The sequence below is a fragment of the Burkholderia sp. Bp9004 genome, assembly GCF_003858025.1.
Lineage (GTDB): Bacteria > Pseudomonadota > Gammaproteobacteria > Burkholderiales > Burkholderiaceae > Burkholderia > Burkholderia diffusa.
The window spans coordinates 1-23,930 of sequence record NZ_QTQD01000022.1; the positions used below are offsets into that span (position 1 = coordinate 1).

The 23,930-nt window shown below is 64.0% G+C and carries 21 protein-coding genes and 2 pseudogenes; 15 read left to right on the forward strand and 8 right to left on the reverse strand.

What is annotated here, in order from left to right; genetic code table 11:
* The 9 genes and pseudogenes from DIE08_RS22495 to DIE08_RS22535 form a co-directional block, all read left to right on the forward strand.
* Positions 1-3,018 (forward strand): annotated as a pseudogene (locus DIE08_RS22495) (hemagglutinin repeat-containing protein); the annotation flags it as partial.
* A gap of 1,464 nt (positions 3,019-4,482) precedes the next feature.
* Positions 4,483-5,679: a hemolysin gene (locus DIE08_RS35715; RefSeq protein ID WP_185715887.1), complete on the forward strand. Its 1,197-nt coding sequence runs from the start codon at positions 4,483-4,485 to the stop codon at positions 5,677-5,679.
* A 501-nt stretch (positions 5,680-6,180) separates the two neighbouring features.
* On the forward strand, positions 6,181-6,612 hold the full coding sequence (locus DIE08_RS22510) for a hypothetical protein (RefSeq protein WP_124903636.1): 432 nt from the start codon (positions 6,181-6,183) through the stop codon (positions 6,610-6,612).
* A 110-nt stretch (positions 6,613-6,722) separates the two neighbouring features.
* Positions 6,723-6,977, forward strand: coding sequence for a hypothetical protein (locus DIE08_RS22515; protein ID WP_124903638.1), 255 nt, complete (start codon positions 6,723-6,725; stop codon positions 6,975-6,977).
* A gap of 719 nt (positions 6,978-7,696) precedes the next feature.
* Positions 7,697-7,822: a hypothetical protein gene (locus DIE08_RS36275; RefSeq protein ID WP_260436552.1), complete on the forward strand. Its 126-nt coding sequence runs from the start codon at positions 7,697-7,699 to the stop codon at positions 7,820-7,822.
* Between the two features lie 30 nt (positions 7,823-7,852).
* Positions 7,853-8,419, forward strand: coding sequence for an S-layer family protein (locus tag DIE08_RS22520; protein ID WP_124903640.1), 567 nt, complete (start codon positions 7,853-7,855; stop codon positions 8,417-8,419).
* 199 nt (positions 8,420-8,618) lie between these two features.
* Positions 8,619-10,448 (forward strand): acyl-CoA dehydrogenase, encoded by a 1,830-nt coding sequence (locus DIE08_RS22525; protein ID WP_124903642.1) that lies wholly within the window; start codon positions 8,619-8,621, stop codon positions 10,446-10,448.
* 126 nt (positions 10,449-10,574) lie between these two features.
* The gene (locus DIE08_RS22530; protein WP_059606595.1) at positions 10,575-11,555 is read left to right on the forward strand and encodes an NADPH:quinone oxidoreductase family protein; all 981 of its coding nucleotides are present in this window, start codon (positions 10,575-10,577) and stop codon (positions 11,553-11,555) included.
* Between the two features lie 91 nt (positions 11,556-11,646).
* Positions 11,647-12,084: a nuclear transport factor 2 family protein gene (locus tag DIE08_RS22535; protein ID WP_124903644.1), complete on the forward strand. Its 438-nt coding sequence runs from the start codon at positions 11,647-11,649 to the stop codon at positions 12,082-12,084.
* Between the two features lie 24 nt (positions 12,085-12,108).
* On the opposite strand, the gene DIE08_RS22540 is transcribed toward DIE08_RS22535, so the two are convergent.
* On the reverse strand, positions 12,109-13,479 hold the full coding sequence (locus DIE08_RS22540) for an ATP-binding protein (protein ID WP_124903646.1): 1,371 nt from the start codon (positions 13,477-13,479) through the stop codon (positions 12,109-12,111).
* Complete coding sequence (locus DIE08_RS22545; RefSeq protein WP_124903648.1) at positions 13,480-14,205, reverse strand: response regulator; 726 nt, start codon at positions 14,203-14,205, stop codon at positions 13,480-13,482.
* A 246-nt stretch (positions 14,206-14,451) separates the two neighbouring features.
* Here DIE08_RS22545 and DIE08_RS22550 point away from each other — a divergent pair, with 246 nt between their 5' ends.
* Both DIE08_RS22550 and DIE08_RS22555 read left to right on the forward strand, forming a co-directional pair.
* Entirely contained in the window at positions 14,452-15,210 is a 759-nt protein-coding gene (locus DIE08_RS22550; protein ID WP_260436553.1) for a MipA/OmpV family protein, read from the forward strand.
* 273 nt (positions 15,211-15,483) lie between these two features.
* The gene (locus DIE08_RS22555) at positions 15,484-15,819 is read left to right on the forward strand and encodes a hypothetical protein (RefSeq protein ID WP_059606433.1); all 336 of its coding nucleotides are present in this window, start codon (positions 15,484-15,486) and stop codon (positions 15,817-15,819) included.
* Between the two features lie 21 nt (positions 15,820-15,840).
* Here the strand turns inward: DIE08_RS22555 and DIE08_RS22560 are convergent, their stop codons facing one another.
* Positions 15,841-17,055, reverse strand: a complete 1,215-nt coding sequence (locus DIE08_RS22560) for a transglycosylase SLT domain-containing protein (protein ID WP_124903650.1) — start codon at positions 17,053-17,055, stop codon at positions 15,841-15,843.
* A 133-nt stretch (positions 17,056-17,188) separates the two neighbouring features.
* Here DIE08_RS22560 and DIE08_RS22565 point away from each other — a divergent pair, with 133 nt between their 5' ends.
* Positions 17,189-17,485, forward strand: a complete 297-nt coding sequence (locus DIE08_RS22565; RefSeq protein WP_124903652.1) for a hypothetical protein — start codon at positions 17,189-17,191, stop codon at positions 17,483-17,485.
* Here DIE08_RS22565 and DIE08_RS22570 read toward each other — a convergent pair.
* Positions 17,473-18,633, reverse strand: coding sequence for a porin (locus tag DIE08_RS22570; RefSeq protein ID WP_124626604.1), 1,161 nt, complete (start codon positions 18,631-18,633; stop codon positions 17,473-17,475). The two genes, DIE08_RS22565 and DIE08_RS22570, sit on opposite strands and share 13 nt — an antisense overlap.
* Positions 18,634-19,067: 434 nt before the next feature.
* Here DIE08_RS22570 and DIE08_RS22575 point away from each other — a divergent pair, with 434 nt between their 5' ends.
* Complete coding sequence (locus DIE08_RS22575; RefSeq protein WP_124903654.1) at positions 19,068-19,652, forward strand: flavin reductase family protein; 585 nt, start codon at positions 19,068-19,070, stop codon at positions 19,650-19,652.
* 104 nt (positions 19,653-19,756) lie between these two features.
* On the opposite strand, the gene DIE08_RS22580 is transcribed toward DIE08_RS22575, so the two are convergent.
* The 3 genes from DIE08_RS22580 to DIE08_RS36280 are packed head-to-tail and all read right to left on the reverse strand — an operon-like array spanning position 19,757 to position 21,617.
* On the reverse strand, positions 19,757-20,686 hold the full coding sequence (locus DIE08_RS22580; RefSeq protein WP_124626602.1) for a phosphatidate cytidylyltransferase: 930 nt from the start codon (positions 20,684-20,686) through the stop codon (positions 19,757-19,759).
* Between the two features lie 38 nt (positions 20,687-20,724).
* Complete coding sequence (locus DIE08_RS22585) at positions 20,725-21,357, reverse strand: lysophospholipid acyltransferase family protein (protein ID WP_059467781.1); 633 nt, start codon at positions 21,355-21,357, stop codon at positions 20,725-20,727.
* On the reverse strand, positions 21,354-21,617 hold the full coding sequence (locus DIE08_RS36280; RefSeq protein ID WP_260436554.1) for a hypothetical protein: 264 nt from the start codon (positions 21,615-21,617) through the stop codon (positions 21,354-21,356). Before DIE08_RS36280 ends, DIE08_RS22585 begins: the two co-directional genes overlap by 4 nt.
* Before the next feature lie 190 nt (positions 21,618-21,807).
* Between DIE08_RS36280 and DIE08_RS22595 the strand changes: the two genes are divergently transcribed.
* Positions 21,808-22,413 (forward strand): CDP-alcohol phosphatidyltransferase family protein, encoded by a 606-nt coding sequence (locus DIE08_RS22595; protein ID WP_124903658.1) that lies wholly within the window; start codon positions 21,808-21,810, stop codon positions 22,411-22,413.
* A 68-nt stretch (positions 22,414-22,481) separates the two neighbouring features.
* Positions 22,482-22,754, forward strand: a pseudogene (locus DIE08_RS36285) (serine aminopeptidase domain-containing protein); the annotation flags it as partial.
* A gap of 37 nt (positions 22,755-22,791) precedes the next feature.
* Here DIE08_RS36285 and DIE08_RS22605 read toward each other — a convergent pair.
* Positions 22,792-23,814, reverse strand: coding sequence for a sensor domain-containing diguanylate cyclase (locus DIE08_RS22605; RefSeq protein ID WP_124903660.1), 1,023 nt, complete (start codon positions 23,812-23,814; stop codon positions 22,792-22,794).
* Positions 23,815-23,930: the final 116 nt, after the last annotated feature.

Genomic DNA, 23,930 nt, shown 5'->3' on the forward strand with positions numbered 1-23,930 from the left:
GACACGATGCTGGATGCGCTCAAGGTCGACCCCAATACGGTCCTCAAGCGCATCGGCGATGGCTTCTACGAGCAGCAACTGATTCAGCAACAGATCATTCAGACGACCGGCCAGCGTTTCATTGGCGACTATACGGACAATCAGAGCGAATACGAAGCGCTGATGGCCAATGGCGTGAAGGCGTCGCAGCAGTTCGGGCTGAATGTCGGCACGGCACTGACCGACGCGCAAATGGCCGCACTGACGAGCGACATCGTGTGGCTCGTGAATCAGACGGTGACATTGCCGAACGGTAGTCAGCAGACGGTGTTGGTGCCGCAGGTGTATCTGCACGCGAACGCGGCGGACGTGACAGGCGAAGGCACGATCATCTCCGGCAAGAACGTCACGGTCGATGCCAACGGCGCGTACAAGAACTCGGGCACGATCGCTAGCCGCAACGTCACGATCATTCATGCCGATTCGATCGACAACAGCGGCACGGTGTCGGGTGGCACTGTGCTCGCCAGTGCGAACCAGGACCTCAATAATCTCGGCGGGTTGATTCAAGGCAATACCGTAGCGCTGTCGGCTGGCCGCGACCTCAACCTGACGAGCACGACCAGTTCGGCGAAGGCGGCGAATGGCAGCGCGACCGGCATCGACCGTGTATCGACGGTCAATGCGGGTACGCTTCAGGCTGCTGCCGGTCGAGACCTGAACGCCAACGCGGCTGTAATTGCGACGACCGGCGATGCAGTGCTGGCCGCGAACAACGACGTCAATCTGAACGCGATTCGCCAGAGCAGTCAGGACGCGGTGAAGTGGGACGCCCGCAATCACGCCGAACACTCGGCGTCGAGCGATACGGGCACGCAGATCGCGACGGGTGGCAATCTGGCGATTGTGGCGGACCATGACGTGAATGCGACGGCAGCTTACGCGAATGCGCAGGGTGCGATTGGCATCAGCGCCGGGCACGATGTGAATCTGAATGCCGGTGAACAGAGCGCGAGCGCGAACGACGAGCACTATCACAAGGAAAACGGCTTCCTGTCGTCGAAATCGACGCACACGATCGATTCGAGCAGTTACACCAATGCGGTTGGCACGACGTTGTCGGGTAACAGTGTCGCGGTGCAGGCAGGCAATGACCTGACGGCAAAGGCAGCAACGATTGCGGCGACCCACGACGTCAGCCTGACGGCCGGTCACGATCTGACGATCACCACGGCGGACGCTGCCTCGAGCGAATATCACTACAAGGACGTGAAGAAGTCGGGCCTCGGCAGCGCGGGCGCCGGGATCTCGTACGGCACGAACCAGACCATCGATACCAGCCGCGACACGGTGAAGGGTTCGCAGGGCAGCCTGATCGGCAGCACCGACGGCAGCGTGTCGATGGTAGCGGGCAACAAACTCCACGTGACGGGCTCCGACATTGTCGCGAGCAAGGACGTGACGGGCATCGCGAAGGAAGTGACGATCGATGCGTCGCAGACGGATCGCCATCACGAAGAAACGCACGAGGTGAAGAGTTCGGGTTTCACGCTGGCAGTGAAGTCGCCTGTCATCGATGCGATCCAGAACGTGAATCAGCAGGCGCAGGGCGCGGGTGGTAGTCAGGACGGACGGGCGGCAGCGCTGCATGCGATTGCCGCGGCCGGCGGCATGGCTGATCTGGTCGGCGCGACCGGCAATATGACCAAGGCGCTGAACGATCCGAAGGGCAAGGTCGAGGCGAAAGTGGAGTTGAGTTTCGGTTCTTCGCACAGCAAGACGACGTTCACCGAGGACGGCAGGCAGAACAACGGCAGCAGCGTGAAGTCGGGCGGCACGGCGGCATTCGTCGCGACGGGTGACAAGAACGCGGGCCAAGGGAACGTGACGATTCAGGGATCGGACGTGAACGCGAAGGACGTGCTGCTGCAGGCGACGAACAAGGTCAATCTGGTCAACAGCACGGATACCGACAGCACGCGCAGCACGAACGAGTCGAAGAGCGCGAGTGTGGGCGTGTCGTATGGCACTGGCGGATTCGGTGTCTCGGCGTCGATGTCGCGCGCGCACGGCGATGCGAATTCGGATGCGGCGACGCAGAACAATACACACATCAACGCAAGCAACACCGCGACGATCATCAGCGGCGGAGACACTAATATCGTCGGTGCGAACGTCAATGCGAACAAGGTGATCGCGGACGTGGGCGGCAACTTGAATCTCGCGTCGGTGCAGGATACGAGCCGTAGCGAGGCCCACCAGAGCAGTTCGGGCGGCGGGTTCAGCGTCAGCCGGGGCGGTGCGAGCGCCAGCGTCAGCATGCAGAACGGCCATGCGAGCGGTAACTATGCGGGTGTGAACGAGCAGGCGGGTATTCAAGCCGGGGACGGTGGTTTCGACATCAACGTGAAGGGCAATACGGACCTGAAGGGGGCGTATATCGCGAGCACGGCGACACCGGACAAGAATCAACTGACGACCGGGACGTTGTCGTTCTCGGATATTCAGAATAGCTCGAGCTACAACGCGAGCAGTTTCGGGATCAGTGCGGGCGGCGGTGTGGGTGATGGGGGCAACAACTATGCGACGCACGGCCAGACTAGCGGGAAGAATACGGGCGGTGCGTTACCGCTGTATGTGAGCGAAAGCGACGGCAGCAGCGCGAGCACGAAGAGCGCGATCAGTGCCGGTACCATCACGATTACGGATCAGGCGAACCAGAAGCAGGACGTGGCGACGGTCAATCGCGACACGTCGAATCTGAACGGGACGGTCACCAAGACGCCGGATTTGCAGCAGGTGTTGAGCAATCAGTCGGATGTGATCGGGGCGGCGCAGGCGGCGGCGGAGACGATTGCGAAGCAGATTGGGAGCTACGCCGATAAGAAGCGGGAGGAGGCACAGACGAACGCGAACAACGCGACCGATCCGACGCTCAAGGCACAGTACCAGCAGGAAGCCAATAGTTGGGCCGAGGGTGGTGATAATCGTGTTGCTCTGCATATTGCCGGCGGCGCGTTGACGGGCGGGTTGACCGGTGGCGGATTGGGGGCGGTTGGCGGAGCTGCGGGTGCGGGTGTGTCAGCCAAGCTTGCTCCGCAACTGAGTGAGATTGCGCAGTCGATCAAGGATGCGGGACCGACTGGTAACGCGAACGTCGATGAGCTCCTGGGAAATTTGACATCGAATGTGCTGGCAGGCGGAGCCGGTGTGATGGTCGGTGGTGGGACTGGGGCGTTGACTGGGGCCAGTACTGATCGGTTCAATCGGCAATTAAATCAGGACGAGAAGAAGGCGATCCACGACAAGGCGAATGGCGACAAGGACGAAGAGAAGCGGCAGACACGGGCCGCTTGTTATGCCGTCAAATGCTGGGCGGAATATGCCGTAGGTAGCGATGACCGAAACACGAACTTTGTTAGCGAGGTTGAAGCGGCGTCGCTTACCAAAGAATTGGACTGGGTGAGCCAACAGAAGAGTTCGGGTCTATTCGAATATACTTTTCTGCAGAAAAGCGGCGACGCCATCAAGAACGATCCGGTTGGTGTGGCAAAAGATACGACCAAAATCGCCCTTGGTGGAATGACGGCGAAAACTGGAGCAGTACTGTGTACAAGTGGTATTGGATGTGCCGTCGGTGGCTGGATGACCACGTTTGGATTGAGTGAAGTCGTAGAAGGCGGTGGCGGCTTGTATAATCGGTACAACGGAATCAGCGAGCCGGGAGATAACCCGTTGCGCTGGGGATTTAACCAACTTTCTCCACAATGGGGAAGTGCCGTGTATGACGGAATTAATTTTGGAATGGCCATTCTCGCCTTGAAGGCACCGGTACCTTTGAATGTGGGCGTTGCTGATGGATTTAATCGACCGGTTTCTATGTTTGGCGTAACCGTTCCGCGCATTAATAATGTAAATTTACTCCCTTTTCTTAAGCAACCGTGGCCATATGGTACGACGCAGGGGTTTTTGCTTTACGGCGTTGGCTCGAAGGGTGTAGCCGTTATCAACGACATTCGAGGCGGAGGTGGAAAGTGAACTGGCGTAGATTATATGCAGCGTCCCAAATTTTTTTCACCGTATGCCTCGCCTCTTCAGTCGGTGCTGGCTGTTGGTCATTCCTTGTATCCGGACTATGCCGCATTGCATTCAAAATAGATGACACTATAGCGCTACTTTCAATTGGGTTGCCGTTATTCATTATCTTGTTCTTCGTTTTTGCGAGGCACCTGCCAAAGCCGCTGCGTAAGGCAGGGCTGTTGAGTGATGACCCGGAGAAGTTCGGACCTTGGTTCAAGTCATGACCACTGTGGCGAGGTTATGCGAGTAACGTAGTTGGATAGAGTTCAATGCATTCTGGCTCAAATAACTGTCATTTCCACAATCTGCTTGAGGAAATTCCTATCGTGGTTGTGCTGAATATGGGCGAATATTTGGCGAACGCGATCACTTGATCCTTCAGTCGAAGTGCGGGTTTCAACCTATACGGGTGGCAGTCAGCCAATGTATGTGAGCGAGAGCGACAGCAGTAGCGCGACCCGCGTAGACACGATCACGATCACGGGTCAGGCGAACCAGAAGCAGGATGTGGCGACGCTCAATCGTGATACGTCGAACCTAAACGGCACGGTCAGCAAGACCCCCGATCTGCAAAACGTGCTGAACAAGCAGTCGGATTTGATGAACGCCGCGACGGCGGCATCCGAGACGATCGCCAAGCAGATCGGCAATTATGCGGACAAGAAGGAACAAGCCGCACGCGACGCGGCCGCCGCGACCGATGATCCGGCGCTCAAGGCGCAATACATGCGGGATGCGAAGAACTGGGCCGAAGGTGGTGACAACCGCGTTGCCTTGCATATCGCCGGCGGTGCGCTGACGGGTGGCTTGACTGCGGGCGGTTGGGGTGCGGCGGGCGGCGCGGCAGGCGCAGGCGTGTCGGCGAAGGTCGCGCCGGAGTTGACCGAGATTGCGCAGTCGATCAAGGATGCGGGGCTGACCGGCAACAAGGACGTCGACGAACTGCTGGCTAACGTAACCTCGAATCTGCTGGCGGGCGGCGCCGGTGCGCTCGCCGGTGGCGGCACGGGTGCGTTGACGTCGGCGGCCGTGGATCGGTTCAATCGGCAGTTGCATCAGGAAGAAAAGACGTTGGCGAAACAGCTGGCCGACAGGAGCGGCGGAAAATATACGCAGGCGCAGATTGAAGACCAGATGCGCGTCATGGGCATTAGCGTCAATGGGGCCAGCGAATCGGGCGCACCGGCAACGCTGGTCGGTCAGATGCCGACCGACTCCGGGGCATGCTGGATTTCGGGAGGGACCACGGCTGACGGGAAGCCGATCCTGACGCAGATCACCGCGCAGGCGAACCCCGAATTGCAGTCGTATATTCTCGCGAACTACAACATAGCTTCCCCGGGGGGAGTGCCGAGCCAATTCACCTATGCACTCACGGGCGGCGGCGGGTCATACAACATAACGGGATCGTTTACGAAGTTTGACCAGTCAGATGTAAATTCGATTCAATCAACGTCTTCTAGCTTGGCCTCGGCCACGTCGTTGACGGCGGGATGGATTGCATCATCCGCGAGTACATTTGCCGCAGCACCTTCACCATACGCGCCGGCATTTGGAACTGTTGCGCTTGTGGCAACGGCGACTGGAGTTGCGGCAGATGGGGTGTCGCTAACTGGTTAGCCCCAATATTGGGGGGTATCTGACGTACAACGTGGCGAATGTGGTTGGGAATAAAGTGTTGACCGATAAATATCCTCTGTTGGCTCCGGCGTTTAACGCAACGGTTAATTATTTTGCGAATAGTGGCGCTTATGCTGCTATTCATGATTTTGTGAACTCATCGTGGGGTCGTTTGATTGGCGGAAATAAATCAAAATGAGGATTATTGTAGATGGGAATTTTTCGCGCCCCGTGAGTGTGGCGATAGTGTTAATTGGTGTTGTAATCATGTTTGGTTTCTTGAGGTGCGGCCCTCCATCAATTGTTAGCGTTCTGATGGTGTGTTTTGGTTTTGGGCTGACGATAGTTGGTGGAATGACTAGCCAGGCAAGACTGCTTAAAATCAAACCGTTCGATAACAGCTACAAAAAGGCGCGCAAGAGCTACGAAGTGAAGGATGACACACAGGACAAGTCCTAACAGCAATGAAGCACTGGGAGAGCGAATCGGTTCAATCGCCAGTTGCATCCGCAAGAAAAAGCGCTCGCAAAGCAGTTGGCCGAGAAAAGCAAGGGAAAATATGCGCACGAGGTGATGGGCGTGAGAACTGTGGGAATTATCGAACTCAACGAAAGAGCCGATGCCATCGATTTTGGCGCGGAAGTGGTTTTGAAAGGTTTCTTTGTCATGGGTGGATGGGATGGATACTTTGTCGAATCAGATGCCAAAATTTGGGAAAGGAATCGCGCTGTTATGGTATGCCATGGTGATTTGAAAAAGAAGCTTCTTTCGAGCGTTCCTGCCTTCGGGGGAGGTGAATGTTTGTCCGGCGATCAAGCTGAAATTGCCGGCGTCTTGTCAAAATCAAGTGATGGACGATTCCTTTGTGAAATAACCGATTTAAAGTGGTTTTTGCTTTTTAAGCATGGTCAGGCTATGTCGGTTCGATTGTAATGTGTATCAGCTCCCGATCCGGGGCCGTGAAGGCAGATGATGGCTTAATTTCGACATGGAAATACTGCGTCGCGTAGTGTCGTAATCGGAGTGCGCTTGTCGGCGGCGGCATGGGTGCGTTGACGTCGGCCACCGTGGATCGCTTCAACCGGCAGTTGCACCCTGTCGAAAGGCAGTGGGCGAAGGGTAAGGCGAAGGACTTCGCGAAGTTCTATGAAGAAAAGACCGGCAAGTCGCTGACTGCAGAGCAGGCGCGGAATATGTTGCTGGCGAACGGCTATCGTTTGGTGGATGCGGCGGCAAGCAAGGGACCGGGAGGGGACGCAACGGCGGTGGCGTATATCAGTCAGAACAGTGGCGGGTAGTTCAGCGGGACGTCGGCGGAGTACAACAATCCGTTCTTGTCTTGGAATAAGGGTAGCTCACTGACACCGGAGCAGATGGCATTGCCAGGCGCGGTGGCCAATCCACGACGGGGCAGAATCTGTTTAACCCGAATACCGGTCCTGCAATTGGTGCTGGTATCGGCGGTGCTGCCGACGCTGAATCAGAAGCGAAATCGATAAACGATGCCAAATCTCGGATTGGGAAGTGAAGAAATGAATAGGTTGATTTTTTTGTATTTTGCTGCTTTCCTGCTGTCATTTGTGTGCTTTGCCTCCATAAAATTATTCGTAATGATCTTCGTGGCCTATTTTTATGGTGGGGGTTTCTTGTGGGCGAGTAGCGATACAAGATTTGTTTTGGTGAACGGCTCTCTGCTGGGGATTGTTTTTTGCATTTTCGTGACAGTAGATTTTGTGCGAAAAAAATGATTCATGATGCCATTGTGTAATCGGATTGGATCGACGGGCGAACAATGTTGTTGAATAAAAAATCGAGAATGACCTTGCTGAAGATTGCATGTAAATCGAGCGGAATTGATGCATTGATAGCACGTCCGCTTCAGCACTCCGATCGGCGTGCGATGTTGCCTAAATTTACAATAAATTATTGATAAATATATAAAAAATTATTTGCTTGGGGAATTCTGCTGCCGCACAGCTGTTTTTACCGCTTCAAGAAGTGATTGTCGAGCGACACGATGCTGGATGCGCTCAAGGTCGACCCCAATACGGTCCTCAAGCGCATCGGCGATGGCTTCTACGAGCAGCAACTGATTCAGCAACAGATCATTCAGACGACCGGCCAGCGTTTCATTGGCGACTAGACGGATAACCAGAGCGAATACCAGGCGCTGATGGCCAATGGCATGAAGGCGTCGCAGCAGTTCGGGCTGAACGTCGGTACGGCACTGACCGACGCGGGTATGGCCGCGCTGACGAGCGACATCGTGTGGCTCGTGAATCAGACGGTGACGTTGCCGAACGGCGGTCAGCAGACGGTACTGGTGCCGCAGGTGTATCTGCGCGCTAATGCGGTGGACGTGACTGGCGAAGGCACCATCATTACCAATATCGTTGGGGCCAACGCCAACGCCAACGCCAACGAGGTGATTGCGGAGGTGGGGGGCAGGATACGAGTCGCAGCAAGGCCCACGCAGTACGAACGAATCGAAGAGTGCGAGCGTTGGGGGTGTCATATGGCACCGGCAGATTCGGCGTCTCAGCGTCGATGTCGCGGGCGCACGGCGATGCGAATTGCCATGATCTTGTTCAGGTTCCCGTCTTTCCCGAAGTCGAATCCGGATTCGGCAAGCAATTGGAAGGCTGCAAGAGCGTTGCGCTTCGAAGGATCAAGTGCCGAGACAGCCCCGCATCGACCGACCTTCGCACGCCGCCATCGCCTCGGTTCGCCGTCGGGGTGACTCGCCATTGTTGTTTTAGAACGACCGTGCTAAATTCCCGCCAGCATTTGCAGTCACCGACCTAATCATCCGGTTCCGGCAACCGGCGCCAACGGGCGCGCCGGCGCGTCGCCCGACAGGAGACAGACGTGATGGAACATGCATCGATCGAGCACCCGCGGACCGAGCGGGGCGTGCGGGCCGCGGGGAGGGCGTCGCGATGAGCCTGCTGCTGTCGCGACGCGATCTCGCGTTTCTGCTGTACGACTGGCTCGATGCGGACGCGCTCGCCGCGCTGCCGCGCTATGCGGAGCACAGCCGCGAGACGTTCGATGCGGTGCTCGACACCAGCGAGCGGATCGCGGCGGACCTGTTCGCGCCGCATGCGGCGCGCGGCGACCGCGAGGAGCCGCGGTTCGACGGCGAGCGCGTGACGCTGATTCCCGAGGTCGAGCCGGCGGTGCGGGCCTTCGCCGCCGCCGGCCTGATCGCCGCGGGCCAGGACGAAGCATTCGGCGGGATGCGGCTGCCGAAACTCATCGAAGCCGCATCGTTCCTGTTCTTCCAGGCCGCGAACATCGCGACCGCCGCGTATCCGTTCCTCGCCGTCGCGAACGCGAACCTGCTGCTCGCGCACGGCAGCCCCGCGCAGATCGACGCGTTCGCGCGTCCCGAGCTGGAAGGGCGCTTCTTCGGCACGATGTGCCTGTCCGAGCCGCAGGCCGGTTCGTCGCTGTCGGACATCGTCACGCGTGCCGACTTCGAGCGTGCGTCGCCGCTCGGCCCGCGCTACCGGATCACCGGCAACAAGATGTGGATTTCGGGTGGCGAGCACGAACTGGCGGAGAACATCGTTCACCTCGTGCTCGCGAAGATTCCCGACGAACAAGGGCGGCTGCTGCCCGGCACGCGCGGCATCTCGCTGTTCATCGTCCCCAGGTATCTGCCGGCCGAGGACGGCGCCGCTCAAGGCGAGCACAACGACGTGGTGCTTGCGGGCCTGAATCACAAGATGGGCTATCGCGGTACGACCAACTGCCTGCTGAACTTCGGCGAAGGCACGCGCCATCGTCCGCAGGGGCGCGCCGGTGCGATCGGCTATCTGGTCGGCGAGCCCAATCACGGCCTCGCTTACATGTTCCACATGATGAACGAGGCGCGCATCGGTGTCGGCGCGGGTGCGGTGGCGCTCGGCTACACCGGTTACCTGCATGCGCTCGACTATGCGCGCAACCGGCCGCAGGGGCGTCCGCTGGGACCGGCCGGCAAGGACGCGGCGGCGCCGCAGACGCCGATCGTCGCGCACCCGGACGTGCGGCGCATGCTGCTCGCGCAGAAGGCGTACGTCGAAGGCGGGCTCGCGCTGATCCTGTACTGCGCGCGGCTCGTCGACGAAGCGCGCGCGCACGGCGATGCGGCGGTGCGCGCCGAGGCCGCGCGCCTGCTCGACATCCTGACGCCGATCGCGAAAAGCTGGCCGTCGCAGTGGTGTCTCGCGGCCAACGATCTCGCGATCCAGGTGCACGGCGGATATGGCTATACGCGCGACTATCCGGTCGAGCGGTTCTATCGCGACAACCGCCTGAACCCGATCCATGAAGGCACGCACGGCATCCAGGCGCTCGACCTGCTGGGCCGCAAGGTCGGTCAGGACGACGGCGCGCTGCTGCGTACGCTCGATGCACGTATCGAAACGACGCTCGAACGCGCGCGGGCGGCGGATGGCGATACGCGCGTGCATGCCGATGCGCTGGCGCCGCGCTGGGCACGGCTCGTCGACGTCACGCGCGCATTGGCCGCGCTCGGCGATCCGCAGGTGCGGCTCGCGAATGCGAGCGTCTATCTGGAGGCGTTCGGTCATCTGGTTGTCGCGTGGCTGTGGCTCGACGTGACGCTCGCCGCGCGCGGACGCGATGACGATTTTCACGACGGCAAGCGAGCCGCCGCGCGATACTTCTTTCGCTGGGAACTGCCGAAGGTGGATGCGCAGCTCGACCTGCTGGCGAGCGTCGATACGACGACGCTCGACATGCGCGACGCGTGGTTCTGAGCGTCGCGCCGCACGGATGAAGGTGCCGCGGTGCGGGCCGTCTGGCCTGCGCCGCGCGCCGGTCGCGCGGGCGCGTCCCGCTGCCGTATCGATGCGCGGCGATGTCGCGCAAGGAGAATGGAGAGCATGAAAGCGCTGTTGTGTACCGCATTCGGCCCGATCGACCGCTTGCGTATCGAGGACGTCGCGATTCCTGAACCGGCCGCTGGTCAGGTGCGGATTCGCGTGAAGGCGGCGTCGCTCAATTTCCCCGATGCGCTGATCGTCCAGGGGCTGTATCAGGTGAAGCCGGCATTGCCGTTCTCGCCCGGCGCCGAATTCGCCGGCGTGATCGACGCGGTCGGCGACGGCGTGAGCGCCTGGCGGCCGGGCGACGAGGTGGTCGCGTTCACCGGCCACGGCGGCTTCGCCGCGCAGTGCGTGGCCGACGTGCACCAGATCGCGGCGCTGCCGCCGGGGATGACGTTCGAGCAGGGCGCGGCGCTCGTGCTGGCGTATGGCACGTCGCTGCATGCGCTGCAGCAGCGCGCGCGCCTGCAGCAGGGCGAGACGCTGCTGGTGCTGGGCGCGGGCGGCGGTGTCGGGCTCGCCGCGATCGAGATCGCGAAGGCGCTGGGCGCGCGCGTGATCGCGGCCGCGTCGAGCGCGGACAAACTGGCGCTATGCCGCGAAGCCGGCGCCGACGACACGATCGACTATGCGACCGAGGACTTGCGGCGCCGCGTCGACGAACTGACCGGCGGACGCGGCGCGGACGTCGTCTACGATCCGGTCGGCGGCGCGTACAGCGAGGCCGCGCTGCGCGCGACCGCGTGGCGCGGCCGGTTCCTCGTGGTCGGTTTCGCAGCCGGCGAAATTCCGAAGATCGCGCTGAACCTTGCACTGCTCAAGGAGCGCGACATCCTGGGCGTGTTCTGGGGCGATGCGGTGCGGCGCGACCCGGCGCAGCATGCGGCGAACATGCGCCAGCTCGCGCAATGGTTCGCGGCCGGCAAGGTGCGGCCCGCGATCACCGAGCGCGTGCCGCTCGCGGGTGCGGCCGACGCCATTGCGCGCATGGCGAACCGGCAGGTCAAGGGCAAGGTCGTGATCCTGCCGGACGCGTGAGCACGCCGGTGCCGGTTCACGCGGCGGTGGCCCGCCCGGGCATCGCCTTCGATCGAGGTTCTTTCGTGTAACGTTACCGGAGTCGCTGACCATGCAATCCCTGTCGAATCTGCAGCCCGCCGTCGCGGCCTCGCTTGCTGCGTGGCACGCGATGCTCGCGCGCAAGGATTTCAGCGCGCTCGACACGATCGTCCATCCGGATGCGGTGTTCCGTTCGCCGATGGCGTTCAAGCCGTACGGGCCGGCGCCCGCACTGTTGCTCGCGCTGCGCACGGTGCTCACGATCCTCGAGAACTTCGAATATCACCGCGCGTTCGCCGACGACGACGGCACGAGCGTCGTGCTGGAATTCAGTGCGACGGTCGGCGACAAGCGGCTGAAGGGGATCGACATGATCCGCTTCGACGCCGACGGACGGATCGTCGAATTCGAGGTGATGATCCGTCCGTTCAACGCGCTGCAGGCGCTCGGCGCGGAAATGGGCGCGCGGCTCGGGCAGCAGCTGCCGGTGTTCAGGAGCGGCGGGTGAGGGGCGGCGACGCCCCGCTTGCATTCATTGACGCAGTGAAATCGACGATGCGCGGCCAGCCCGGCCACGTGCCGTATTCTCCGGTGCGTCGCCGAGGAAGTCCGGCAACGCCCGCGGCGGTAGAGTAATCACGAAGCGTGCGCCGCCGAGCGGCGAATCCTCGAGCCGCACGTCGCCGCCGTGCACGAGCGCGACGCGTCGCACGATCGCGAGCCCGAGCCCGAACCCGCCGGTCTGCCGGTCGCGGCTCGAGTCGAGCCGCTGGAACGGTTCGAACACGCGCGCGCGTTCGGCGACCGGAATGCCGGGACCGTCGTCGTCGACGCTCAGCACCAGCGCGCCGGACGCATCGTGCGTCGCGGACAGCAGGACGGTGCGCGACGCATAACGCGCGCCGTTGCGGATCAGGTTCAGCAGCGCGCGTGCGACGAGCTTCGGATCGCACACGTGCGAGGCAGGGGCGCCGCTCGTCGACACGCCGAGCGTGAGGCCGCGGTCGGCGACGTCGTTCGCGACGTTGCCGGCCACGCTGTCGATCAGCGCATCGACGACGACGTCCATCGGCGCGAGCTCGCTTGCGCCTTGTTCGAGCCGCCCGATCGTCAGCAGCTCGGTCACGAGACCGTCGAGTTCGCGCACGTCGCGTCGAAGTTCGTCGCGGCGTTCGCGCATCCGCCCGCTCTCGTCGGATTCGGCGAGCAGCGCGAGCCCGAATTCGAGGCGCGCGAGCGGCGTCTTCAGCTCATGCGAGATGCCATGCATCATTTCGCGCTGCTGCTTGATCGACGCCTCGATCCGCTCGGCCATGTCGTTGAACTGCTGCGACAGCTCGTAGATGTTCGATCGCCCCGACAGCTTCACGCGCGTCGACAGCTTGCCCGCGCCGAACGCGTGCGCGGCGGCCTGCAGCTTGCGCAGGTCGCGCCAGTGATACGAGATCCACAGCACCACGGCGAACAGCGCGGCGAGCGCGAGCAGCAGGTACGCGTAGATCTTGATGTCGAGATCGGCCGCCTCGGTCGGGCGCGCATGCAGCACGGACCCGTCCGCGAGCGGCATGTAGTAATCCTTGGCGTCGTAGCTGATCGCGATCCGGCCCGCGTCGAGATCGCGCAGCGGTGTGCCGCTCAACTGCGCGCGGGCGTCGGCCATCGTCATGAAGCCGAATCCTTCGTTGCCGTGCTTCGCGAGTTCGCGCAGCGCGAGCATGCGCTGCGCGCCCGGATGACGCTCCAGATAATCGTTCAGCACGAACGCGTAGGTCGTCAGCGAATCGCGCTGCGCCTGCGCGACGCGATCATAGAAGATCCGGTCGAACGAGAACTGGATGAATGCGATCGATCCGGCGACGCACAGGATCACGATGAGGTACAGCCTGATCAACGGGCGCAGCATTTATTCGTCCCACGCGGAAGGGCTGAACAGGTAGCCGCGGCCCCAGATCGTCTTGATCTTGTGCGGCTCCGACGACGCATCCTCGAAGCGGCGGCGCAGCTTCGAGATGCCGGAATCGACCGAGCGGTCGAGCCCGTCGAACTCGATCCCGCGCAACTGCTTCAGGATGTCGTCGCGGCTCAGCACGGTGCCGGCCGCGCGCGCGAGGATCAGCAGCAGGTTGAACTCGGCCGTCTTCAGGTCGACAGGATCGCCGCGCCATGTGACGGTGCGGTTCGGCGGCGAGATCGTCAGTTCTCCGAATACCAGCGCTTCGGGCGCGGTAGCGGGCCTGTCCGTCGCGGCCGGCTGCGCGCGGCGCAGCAGCGCGCGGGCGCGCGCCACCAGCACCCGCGGCTCGATCGGCTTCGTCACGTAGTCGTCGGCGCCGGTTTCGAGGCCCGCGACCTGATCGTAGACGTCCGCGCGCGCGGTGAGAATCAGCACCGGGACGTTGGTGAATGCGCGAATGCGCCGGCACACTTCCATCCCGTCGAGGTTCGGCAGCATCAGGTCGAGGATCACGAGCGCGGGCTGGTGTTCGCGCACCGCCGCGACCGCCAGGTCGCCGCGTCGCACGACCGTCACCGCGAATTCGTAGTTGTCGAGGTATTCGCGCACGAGCTGCGCGAGGCGGTCGTCGTCCTCGATCAGCAGTACACGGTATTTGAGCGGATTGTCGTACATGGTCTCCTCGATGCGCGCGCGTCGTCCCGCATCCCGGCAGGCGGGCGCGCGGCGCGGCACGCGAATTCTATCCGGCGTTCCGGCGGCCTGGGCAGCAAGGCGACAATCGCGAACAATCGAACACAATTGAGCACAGATTCCCCGCAGATTCCGGACAGTCCCGGCGCACGGCGGCACCTAGACTTCGGGCTCCGTCACTCCTATTTCAATATTGTGCGCCCAACCCTTCGCCGCTCCCGTTATTGCGTGCCGCTTGCCGGCCTGACTGCCGGCCTGACCCTTGCCGCCGCCGCCCATGCGGAAAACCAGTATTCGCTTTCGCTCGGCGGCGGGTTCGCGCCACGCTACCAGGGGAGCAACCAGTATCGCGGCGTCGTCGCGCCGGGGTTTTCCGCGAAGTTCGGCAACGGCTTCTTCATCGACAGCACCGCGGGCGCCGGCTATCGGCTGGACCTCCCGCACGGCGCGTTCGTGTCGGCGGCGGTGAGCTACGACGCGGGCCGCGCGGACGAGAACCGCTTCGACCTGCCCGGTTCGGACTACCTGAAGGGGATGGGCCGGATTCCCGGCTCGGTGCTCGTCGGCGTGCGGGCAGGGCTGACGCTGTTCGATGCGGCGGAGCTGAGCGTGTCGGTCGACACCCCGGTGACGCATACGTCGCGCGGCGTGTCGGGGCATGTCGACCTCGCGGTGCCGGTGTTCAAGACCGCGCGGCACGAGATCGTCGTGACGGGCAGCGTGCATGCCGGGACCGGACGCTACACGCAGACGTTCTACGGCGTGACCGACGCGCAGTCGATGGCGAGCCGCTTCCGGCCATATTCGACGAGCGGCGGGATCGACAGCGCGACGATGTCGGTCGCGTGGCACTGGAACCTGTCGCGGCACTGGTCGGTACTCGCGACGGGCGGCGTGACGCGCCTGCTCGGGCGCTATGGCGACAGCCCGATCGTCCAGTCGCGCAGCAACTACTACGGGATGGCCGGCGCGACCTACAGGTTTTGAACGTGGGGCCGGAGCGCGCGTGCTGGACATGACGCGCCGGTGCCGGGCCGTCGCCGCGAATCGCGTGCGGTAACATGCGGGCGGGTCCGGCGTCGCGCCGGGCCTGCGACGCCGGTGCGCCTGAACGGCTCGACCGCGTCGTGCATCGCCGCCATTCGCCGGCTGCTATCCGTCAGGATAGGGCCGGCGGCGCGCGGCGCCGATCACGCAAGCAATACCCGGCCTTGCACGAATGCCGCATGTGAATCGCCGGGCCGCGACAGGGAGATACCGATGAAGAGAACGATCGCGATGCTCGTGGCACTCGTTGCGAGCGCAACCTTCGCAGGATGTGCGGACATGAACACGAAACACCGCAACGCCACCGCCGGCGGCGCAGTGACGAACCCGGCTCCGTCGGGCACCGTGAACGCATGCAAGGCGGACGCCGCGCCGGACGATGCGCTGATCGGCAAGACGGAGGGCGAGGCGGCCGCGCTGCTCGACGGCTGCCTGTGGCGCGTGCTCGAGCGCGACGGCCAGTCGTTGCCGGGCACGATGGACTATCGCCCGGAGCGCCGCGACCTTGGCATTCGCGACGGCAAGGTGATCTGGGTGCGGCGCGGGTGATGCGGCTGGGCGGTGCGTGCGTTACTTCGAGATATACCAGAGCGCGTCGGTGCTGACGCGCGCGGCCGGCTTCGTCGCGGCCGGCGCTTGAGGTGTCGCGACGGGGGGCGGCGTGTTCGACGTCACTGCGGTGGGCCACGTCGCGGGCGTCTGCGACGTGGTCGATGCCGTCGAGGTATTTGCCGTACTCGAGGTCGCCGCCGATCCCGACGTCGACGCCGTATCGATATACCAGAGCGCATTGGCAGTGTGCTTCACGGTCGGTGCCGCGGCAGCCGTTGCCGCCGTCGCGCCTGAACGCGGCGTTCCCGCTGCCGCTCCCGCCCCAGCCCCTGCCTGCGCAGTCGCCCCTGCCGCACCGCGCTGCGCGCGCGCCTCGAACGGCCCGAGCTGGAAGATTAACGTTTGCGCGGGACGCGTCAGAACGGCATACGGGAACTGCAGCTCCCACGACATCAGCACGCGGCCCGACGACGTCTCGGTGAAGATCGCCGGCACGTGCTTCATGTCGCTGAACTGCACGTAGATTCGCGCGCCGTCGTCGAACACCTGGGTCGGCTTGGCCTGGTCGGCACCCGTGACCGTCCAGCCGAAGTTGTACGTGCCGGCCGGGCCGGCGGGCCCGCCTTGCGGCTGCGGCGGCGGGGCGGCCGGCGCGAGCGTGCGGGCACGCGCGACCGGCGGTGCCGACACGCTCAGGCTCGCGAACGGGTTGTACGCCTGCACCTGCTGCGGCGGCGTGAAAGAGGGTGGCAGGATGGGCATGGGAGTATCCGGCGAATCCGGCATGGTCCGGATTGCATCATAGACCTTGCGGGCATACGCGAGGCGCTTGTCGGGCGACGCGGCGTTGTACGCGCCGATCGCGTTCCAGTTGGCGCCGAGCTGGCGGATGTTCTGCGACAGGATCCACGCGCCGACGTACGCGTTGGTGCACGCATCGAACAGGCTTTCCCGCGAGATGCCTTCGCGCGCGAGCGTCGGCAGCCACGTGCTGTTGATCTGCATCAGCCCGATGTCGACGGTGCCGTTCGTGTTGGTGTTGACGGCATTCGGGTTCATTCCCGATTCGACCTGCGCGATGCCGCGCAGCAGGCTCACGCTCACCTTCTGGAACGTGGCCGCGTCGTCGAGACAGTCGGCACGCGCGAATCCGTGCAGCGCGCACGACAGCGCGATCGTCGCGGCGATCTTCGGCGTGGCGTGGCTGATCGAACGGGCAGTCTGACGCGGCATGGCAGGATGGGGCGGAATCCGGCCGCCCGGTGCAAGGAAATTACGCAGACGCGAAGTGTGCCATAGCGCGCAGTCAAATGGCTCGCGTCAAACTTTCCTTTGCATTTGCCGGCGCATGTGTCGCGCATTTTCGTTGGCGCCGGTATCGACGCGCGACAGAACGGAATCGGTAAAAAAGACTGCAATCGCGCGCATGCCGGCAGGCGCGCGCAGTCGCAATACTGACGCCACGCGTCAGATGCGCAGCGAGGGCGGCAGTGAATGGCGCAGCGAAGCGGATGACGAGAGGCGCATCCGGCGGTGCGCGGGCCGTAGAAGCGACGACGGCGGCCGCGGCCGCCGTGTCGGTGATTTCTCGATCCCTGATTCGGTACCGATCGACCGGCCACGCGATGCCGCGCAACCGGCCATCGTCGATCAGAAGCGGTGACGCAGGCCCAGGTTGACCATCGTCTGCGAGCTGGTGCCCGCATAGCCGTACGAACCGATCGACGCCTGCGCGGCCATCGCCCCGCCGTTGCCGTCGCCCGTCTGGCCGCTCGCGTGCTGGTACGCGGCGGTCAGGTACACGTCGGTGCGCTTCGACAGGTTGTAGTCCGCGCCGGCCGAAACCTGGTGATAGGTCGCCGACGTATCGCCGCCCGAGCGCGTATAGCTGTAGCCGACGCCGACGAGCAGCGAATTGGTCGCCTGGTAGTTCACGAAGCCCTGGCCGGTGTTGTAGTGCTCGTTCGAGTTGAACACCGAGCTCGCGTCGCGGCGGTATTGCGCGTTGCTGTAGCCGAGGCCGAACGTGAACGGGCCGGCGACGTACTGGCCCGCGATGCGGGCGATGCCGATCGAGTGCGCGCTCGCATAGCCGGTGTTGATCGGGCCGTCGAAGGTGCCGTCCGACGAGCTGGTCCAGCCGTTGCGCAGCCCGTTCGACGCGGGGCTGTTGGTCGCGTGGAAGTAGCCGCCCGCGACGCTGAACGGGCCGTTGTTGTACGACACGGCAGCCGAATACGACTGCGCGGCGCCGGTGCTGCCGGCGATGCCGCCGAACGAGTACATCGCCGAGAACTGCAGGCCCGAATACACGGCCGACGTGTACTTCACCGCGTTGTCGACGCGGAAGCTGTTGTCGTAGTTGTCGACGTCGCCCGGCGTCGCGAACACGCTGCCGAGATAGTTGTCGGCGGTGATGCCCTGCACGAGGTCGACGAGCGGATCGTACTGGCGGCCGAACGTGAGCGTGCCGTAGCGGTCGCTCGACAGCCCGACGAACGCCTGCCGGCCGAACAGGCGGCCGCCCTGGCCCTGCCGGCCGCTGCTCGGGTCGAAGCCGCTCTCGAGCTGGAATAGCGCCTTCAGCCCGCCGCCGAGATCCTCGGTGCCCTTCACGCCCCAGCGGCTGCCGGCAAGATTGCCCGCGCTGCTGTTGCCGAGCATCCATGCATTGTCCTTACCCTGCGCGTGATTCACGTACGTGATCGACGTGTCGATCACGCCATACAGCGTGACGCTCGACTGCGCATGCGCGGCGGGCATCGCCGCGAACGATGCGAGCGAAATCAGCGAGAGGGTCGTGCGTTTCATTTCATCTCCTTGCGATTGGCTTGCTTGAACCGGATGGGCAGGAGACTACCGAGCCGCCGACGAACGGCAAAAATGAAATTCTTCGATGTGACGTAAAGCAGACATGCACATGCTGCGGCAAGGTCCATTGAGAGATTCACATTATTGAGAACTGTGCATCAATCGATCTGAATTTCAGGGTGGGGCGATTGGTGCATTGCCGGATTCGTGATAATTCCGCGCGATTTTCGGTCGAATTTCGATGGCGACGCATTCGTCGTCGATTCATCAATTGATTATTTAATGAATTGAATCGCGTGATGCGGGCCGGGGTGTGTTATGGCGCGCATCGCGCGAGCGTGATGCGGCGCGCTCACCGTCAGCGGCAATTGGCATCGGGTGCGAGAATGCGGCCTTCGGCCGGCACGCGTCGTGCCGCTCACCAGGGAACCCGCATGGACATTCACATCGCTCCGGTGGAGCTGAAGAAAGCCTACCGTCTTCTCAACCATGGCCCGACCGTGCTCGTGTCGGCCCGTCATGACGGCGTCGACAACGTGATGGCCGCCGCATGGGCCTGCGCGCTCGACTTCCTGCCGCCGAAGCTGACGGTCGTGCTCGACAAGTCGGCGAAGACGCGCGAGCTCGTCGAGCGCAGCGGGACGTTCGTCATCCAGGTGCCGACGGCCGCGCAGCTGCAGCTCACGCATGCGGTGGGCAGCCACAGTCTCGCGGAGCGGCCGGACAAGCTGCGCGAGGCGGGCGTCACGCTGTTCGACGTCGAAGGCCACGACCTGCCGTTCGTCGCCGGCTGCTCGGGCTGGCTCGCGTGCAGGCTGGTTCCCGAGCCGCACAACCAGCAGACCTACGACCTGTTCATCGGGGAGGTGGTCGCGGCGTGGTCCGACACGCGGGTGTTCCGCGACGGGCACTGGTATTTCGAATCGGCCGATCCGGCGCTGCGCAGCCTGCACTACATCGCGGGCGGCAACTTTTATGCGATCGGCGAATCGCTGCACGTCGATCCGGCCGCTGAGTAGGCGTCGGGCGGGCAGCCGGCCGCGTCCAGCGCGGCGTCGACGACGTCGTGCGCGAGATCGAGCGTGCAGCAATCGGAACCGGGCGGCGTGGCGCCGCCCGCGCATCACACGTACGCGTAGCGCACGAGGTGGAAGAACACCGGCGCGGCGAAGCAGATCGAATCGACGCGATCGAGCATCCCGCCATGGCCCGCGATCATCGAGCCCCAGTCCTTGGTGCCGAGCGAGCGCTTCACGGCCGACAGCACCAGCCCGCCGACGAAGCCCGCGATCACGATCGCGAGCGAGATTCCGAACGCCGCGCCGAAGCTGAACGGCGTCACGCGATACAGCGATGCACCGCACAGCGTGGCCAGCAGCCCGCCGCCGATGAAGCCCTCGATCGTCTTCGACGGCGACAGCTGCGGCGCGATCTTGCGGCGTCCGAACAGCTTGCCGACGACGTATTGCAGCACGTCGCTGATCTGCACGACGAACAGGAAGAAGAACAGCAGCAGCGCGTTCTGCCCGGCGTAGCGCGGGATGTCGAGGATCAGCACGGCCGGCGCATGGCTCAACCCGTACACGCACACCATCAGCGCCCAGTTGATCTTCGCGTTGCGGCTCAGGAATTCCCGCGTGTCCTGCGTGAGTGCCGACACCAGCGACATCGCGAAGAACAGGTGCACCGGCACGAAGATCGAATACATCCCGTACCAGTTGATCCCGAGCAGCAGGTACTGCACCGGAATCGCGATGAAGAACGCGATGAAGAGCGTCGTGTGGTCGCTTGCGGTCGTCGGCGTGAGCGTGATGAATTCGCGCAGCGTCAGGTACGACAGCAGCGCGAACACCAGATACGTGACGTTGTTGCCGAGGCTGATCGCGATGACCATGATCGCGATCATCGCCCACCACGCGCGGATGCGCTGGTTCAGGTTGACGATGGTTGCGCTGGTGCCGCCGCTGCGCGCGCCGAGGATCGCGCCGATCACGGTCGCGAGCACCAGCACGCCGGTGACGCCTGCGACCAGTTCCCAGAAGAGAGTTCGCATGGAGAGGTCCGGAAAAGGGAGAGAGAGGGGCGCCGCGTTCAGCCGGCCGGCCGCTGCGGCGGCGCGAGCGCGACGATCGCGTCGCGCATGCGGGCGAGGAAGGTCGGCTTGTCTTCGCCGGCGCCGAGCGCCTCGTTCGCACCGAAGTGCACCTTGCAGATCAGCGGCACGGGCCAGATCGCGCCCTTCGGCATGATGCGTTGCAGGTTCTCGAGATAGACCGGCGCGAGCGCGACCTCCGGAAACTCGGTCGCGAGATGGAACAGGCCGCTCTTGAACGGCTGCGGCAAGACTTCGGCGCCGCGCGTGCCTTCCGGAAAGATGATGATCGAGTGGCCTTGCCGTAGTGCGTCGCGCACCGGGTCCAGCGGGTCGCCGCCGCTTTCGCGGTGACGGTCGATCAGCACGACATTCAGCAGCTTCTGCGCGATGTGACGCTTCACGTTGCTGCTGTCCCAGTAGTCGCGCGCGGCGACGGGCCGCACGACCGCGCGCACGTCGCGCGGCAGCGCGGCGAGGATCGCGAGCGTGTCGATGTGGCTCGTATGGTTCGAGAAGTAGATCTTCTGCGTCGGGGAAGGCGGCGCCTGATGCCAGACCGGATACGCGCCGGCGACGAGCCGCACGATCGACAGCAGGAAATCGCGCTGCCAGACGTTCAGGATGTTCATCGGCGCCGCGCCTCCTGCATGCATGCCCGCGCGGCCGCGCATGCGCGGCAGGCGGAATCCCGGAATGCCGGCGCGGCAGGATGCGCGCCGGTCGGCCCTTGTTTAAGTTTTTTCAAATTCGTGGCTGCCTGTTGCAGGGCCGCGATAATCGGACGATGCACCGGCGGGTATTGCGTCGCGGCGAATTCGCCGTTCGACGGCGTGATAATCGGCTGTTGCACGCGCGCCCGGCCACAGTTCGAATGAATTGCTGCGCTCACGGGCCAGCGGATTATCGCGAGTTTCCGTCGAAAACGCCAGATTGCCCGGCGCGGCACGGAGCGGGGTGCGGCTTGACGCGTGGGGACCGCTCGGCGACGATTACGCCCACCTGTCGAAAGCCGCCACCGACGGGTGCGCTGCCCGGGGCCGGGCCGCAAACGTGTCCGAACGCAAAGAACCAATAAAACGATGAGCCTCTACGCACTCAAACCGAAATTCCAGAATCGTCTGCGTCCGTTCGCGGATTCGCTTGCCGAACGCGGCGTCACGGCCAACCAGGTCACGCTGTTCGCGGCCGGCGGCTCGATCGTCGTCGGCGCGCTCGCGGGGCTTGGCGTGTTCGCTCGCGTGCTGTTCCTGCTGATCCCGATCTGGCTGTTCGTGCGGATGGCGCTCAACGCGATCGACGGCATGCTTGCCCGCGAGCACGGGCAGAAGAGCACGCTCGGTGCGTACCTGAACGAGCTCGGCGACGTCGTGTCCGACGTCGCGCTCGTGCTGCCGTTTCTCGCGATTCCCGCTTTCGCTGCGGCGGACGTCTGGCTGTTCGCGCTGACGGCGGTCATCGTCGAATGCGCGGGGCTGATCGGCCCGCTCGCCGGCGCGACGCGCCGCTACGACGGCCCGTTCGGCAAGAGCGACCGCGCGCTCGCGCTCGGCGCGTTCGCGCTGTGGATCGGCTTCGGTCTGCCGGTCGGCAGCCTCGCCGCGTGGCTGTGGCGCGTGCTGATCGTGCTGTCGATCGTGACGGTGGTGCGGCGCGTGCAGGCCGGGATCGCCGAAGCGGGCGGCTGACGGCGGTAGTGGGACCGGCGCCGGAGGGCGCCGCCGCATGATTCGAATAACGAAACGAGCGAGACCGCATGAACGCAAGCGCGGCCCGCGAGGCCGACTTCATCACACGCGACGGCGAAGCGCCGTTCTATCGTCACGGGCCCGCGACGGGTCCGCGCTGCCGTGGTGCGATCGTGCTGCTGCATCGCGGCCACGAACATTCTGCGCGCGTCGCGCACCGCATCGACGAGCTCGACCTGCCGGACTTCGCGTTCTTCGCGTGAGAGGCGCGCGGCCACGGCCGCTCGCCCGGCGCGCGCAGTGCGCTTGACGCCGGCGCGCGTCGGTCAGCCATCCGTGACCGGCCCGGACGGCCGCGGCTCGCGGTGGCCAAGCGGGTCATGCGTGCGCCGCCCGCTGCGTCCGCGTGCGCTTCACCGCGTACATCGCCTGGTCCGCGTGCTCGATCAGCGCGTTCATGTCGGTGCCGTCGTCAGGCAGTATCGCGACGCCGACACTGACGCCGAGCCGCAGCGGATGCCCCTCGAATTCGAACGGCTCGCCGACCTGCCGGGCGAGCCGTGCGCGTTGCGCATCGACGTCGTCGCGGCTGCCGATGTCCGGCAGGATCACCGCGAACTCGTCGCCGCCCACGCGCGCGACCGTATCCGAGCGCCGCACGGCGCGCTGCATCCGCGTGGCGATCGCACGCAGCGCGGCGTCGCCCGCGCGGTGGCCGTAGCCGTCGTTGATCGGCTTGAGCCCGTCCATATCGATGTTGAGGATGCCGAGCCGGCCGTTCGCGCGCAGCGCCGTATGCATCGACTGGCGCAGGCGGTCGTAGAACAGCGCGCGGTTCGGCAGGCCGGTGAGCGCGTCGTGCGTCGCGCGCAGGTACAACTCGTTGGCCTCGTTGCGCGCCGCATGGAACATCGCGGCGGCGATCAGGTCGGCCGTGAGCCGCAGCGTCCCGGCATCGGCGGCCGAAAAACCGTCGAGGTCCGGCGACATCACCTTCAGCACGCCGACCGTCGTGTCCGCATGGGTGAGCGGCATCACCAGCATCGAGCGCAGCCCCACGCGGCGGCACGCATCGCGGTCGACGCGGGGGTCGGATTCCGAATCCTTGCAGTGCAGCAGTTCGCCGCGCGTCACGCACAGGCCGGACAGGCTGCCCGAGCGGCGCAGCCGCAGCCCGAGCATCCCGGCGGCGGAGCCTGACGCGGCGCGGTACACCATGTCGTCGCCTTCGGCGAATTCGACCGCCGCGCCGCTCGCGCCCGTGAGCTGCGGCACCTGCTCGGTCACGTAAGCCATCACACTGCCGAGGTCGAGGCCGAGTTTCGCGATCTCGGTTTGCGCGGCGATGATGCGCAGCAGCGTGTCGGGGGACGGAGTGGCGGTGTCGACGATTTGATCCAAGTCAGTTTTCCAGGAAGAAAGCACAGCGCGCGGTCCGAGCTTGCGGTAGCATACGCGCCGCTCACGCGGCAGCGCGTTCCGGGCGGCCCGCAACGGGCCGCCGCCGGCATCCGGCC

What these genes read in the sequence shown, in the direction of transcription:
- DIE08_RS35715 (WP_185715887.1), top strand. Translation starts at nt 4,483, where the DNA reads ATGTATGTGAGCGAGAGCGACAGCAGTAGCGCGACCCGCGTAGACACG.
- DIE08_RS22515 (WP_124903638.1), top strand. Translation starts at nt 6,723, where the DNA reads ATGGGTGCGTTGACGTCGGCCACCGTGGATCGCTTCAACCGGCAGTTG.
- DIE08_RS36275 (WP_260436552.1), top strand. Translation starts at nt 7,697, where the DNA reads ATGCTGGATGCGCTCAAGGTCGACCCCAATACGGTCCTCAAGCGCATC.
- DIE08_RS22520 (WP_124903640.1), top strand. Translation starts at nt 7,853, where the DNA reads ATGGCCAATGGCATGAAGGCGTCGCAGCAGTTCGGGCTGAACGTCGGT.
- DIE08_RS22525 (WP_124903642.1), top strand. Translation starts at nt 8,619, where the DNA reads ATGAGCCTGCTGCTGTCGCGACGCGATCTCGCGTTTCTGCTGTACGAC.
- DIE08_RS22530 (WP_059606595.1), top strand. Translation starts at nt 10,575, where the DNA reads ATGAAAGCGCTGTTGTGTACCGCATTCGGCCCGATCGACCGCTTGCGT.
- DIE08_RS22535 (WP_124903644.1), top strand. Translation starts at nt 11,647, where the DNA reads ATGCAATCCCTGTCGAATCTGCAGCCCGCCGTCGCGGCCTCGCTTGCT.
- DIE08_RS22540 (WP_124903646.1), bottom strand. Translation starts at nt 13,479, where the DNA reads ATGCTGCGCCCGTTGATCAGGCTGTACCTCATCGTGATCCTGTGCGTC.
- DIE08_RS22545 (WP_124903648.1), bottom strand. Translation starts at nt 14,205, where the DNA reads ATGTACGACAATCCGCTCAAATACCGTGTACTGCTGATCGAGGACGAC.
- DIE08_RS22555 (WP_059606433.1), top strand. Translation starts at nt 15,484, where the DNA reads ATGAAGAGAACGATCGCGATGCTCGTGGCACTCGTTGCGAGCGCAACC.
- DIE08_RS22560 (WP_124903650.1), bottom strand. Translation starts at nt 17,055, where the DNA reads ATGCCGCGTCAGACTGCCCGTTCGATCAGCCACGCCACGCCGAAGATC.
- DIE08_RS22570 (WP_124626604.1), bottom strand. Translation starts at nt 18,633, where the DNA reads ATGAAACGCACGACCCTCTCGCTGATTTCGCTCGCATCGTTCGCGGCG.
- DIE08_RS22575 (WP_124903654.1), top strand. Translation starts at nt 19,068, where the DNA reads ATGGACATTCACATCGCTCCGGTGGAGCTGAAGAAAGCCTACCGTCTT.
- DIE08_RS22580 (WP_124626602.1), bottom strand. Translation starts at nt 20,686, where the DNA reads ATGCGAACTCTCTTCTGGGAACTGGTCGCAGGCGTCACCGGCGTGCTG.
- DIE08_RS22585 (WP_059467781.1), bottom strand. Translation starts at nt 21,357, where the DNA reads ATGAACATCCTGAACGTCTGGCAGCGCGATTTCCTGCTGTCGATCGTG.
- DIE08_RS22595 (WP_124903658.1), top strand. Translation starts at nt 21,808, where the DNA reads ATGAGCCTCTACGCACTCAAACCGAAATTCCAGAATCGTCTGCGTCCG.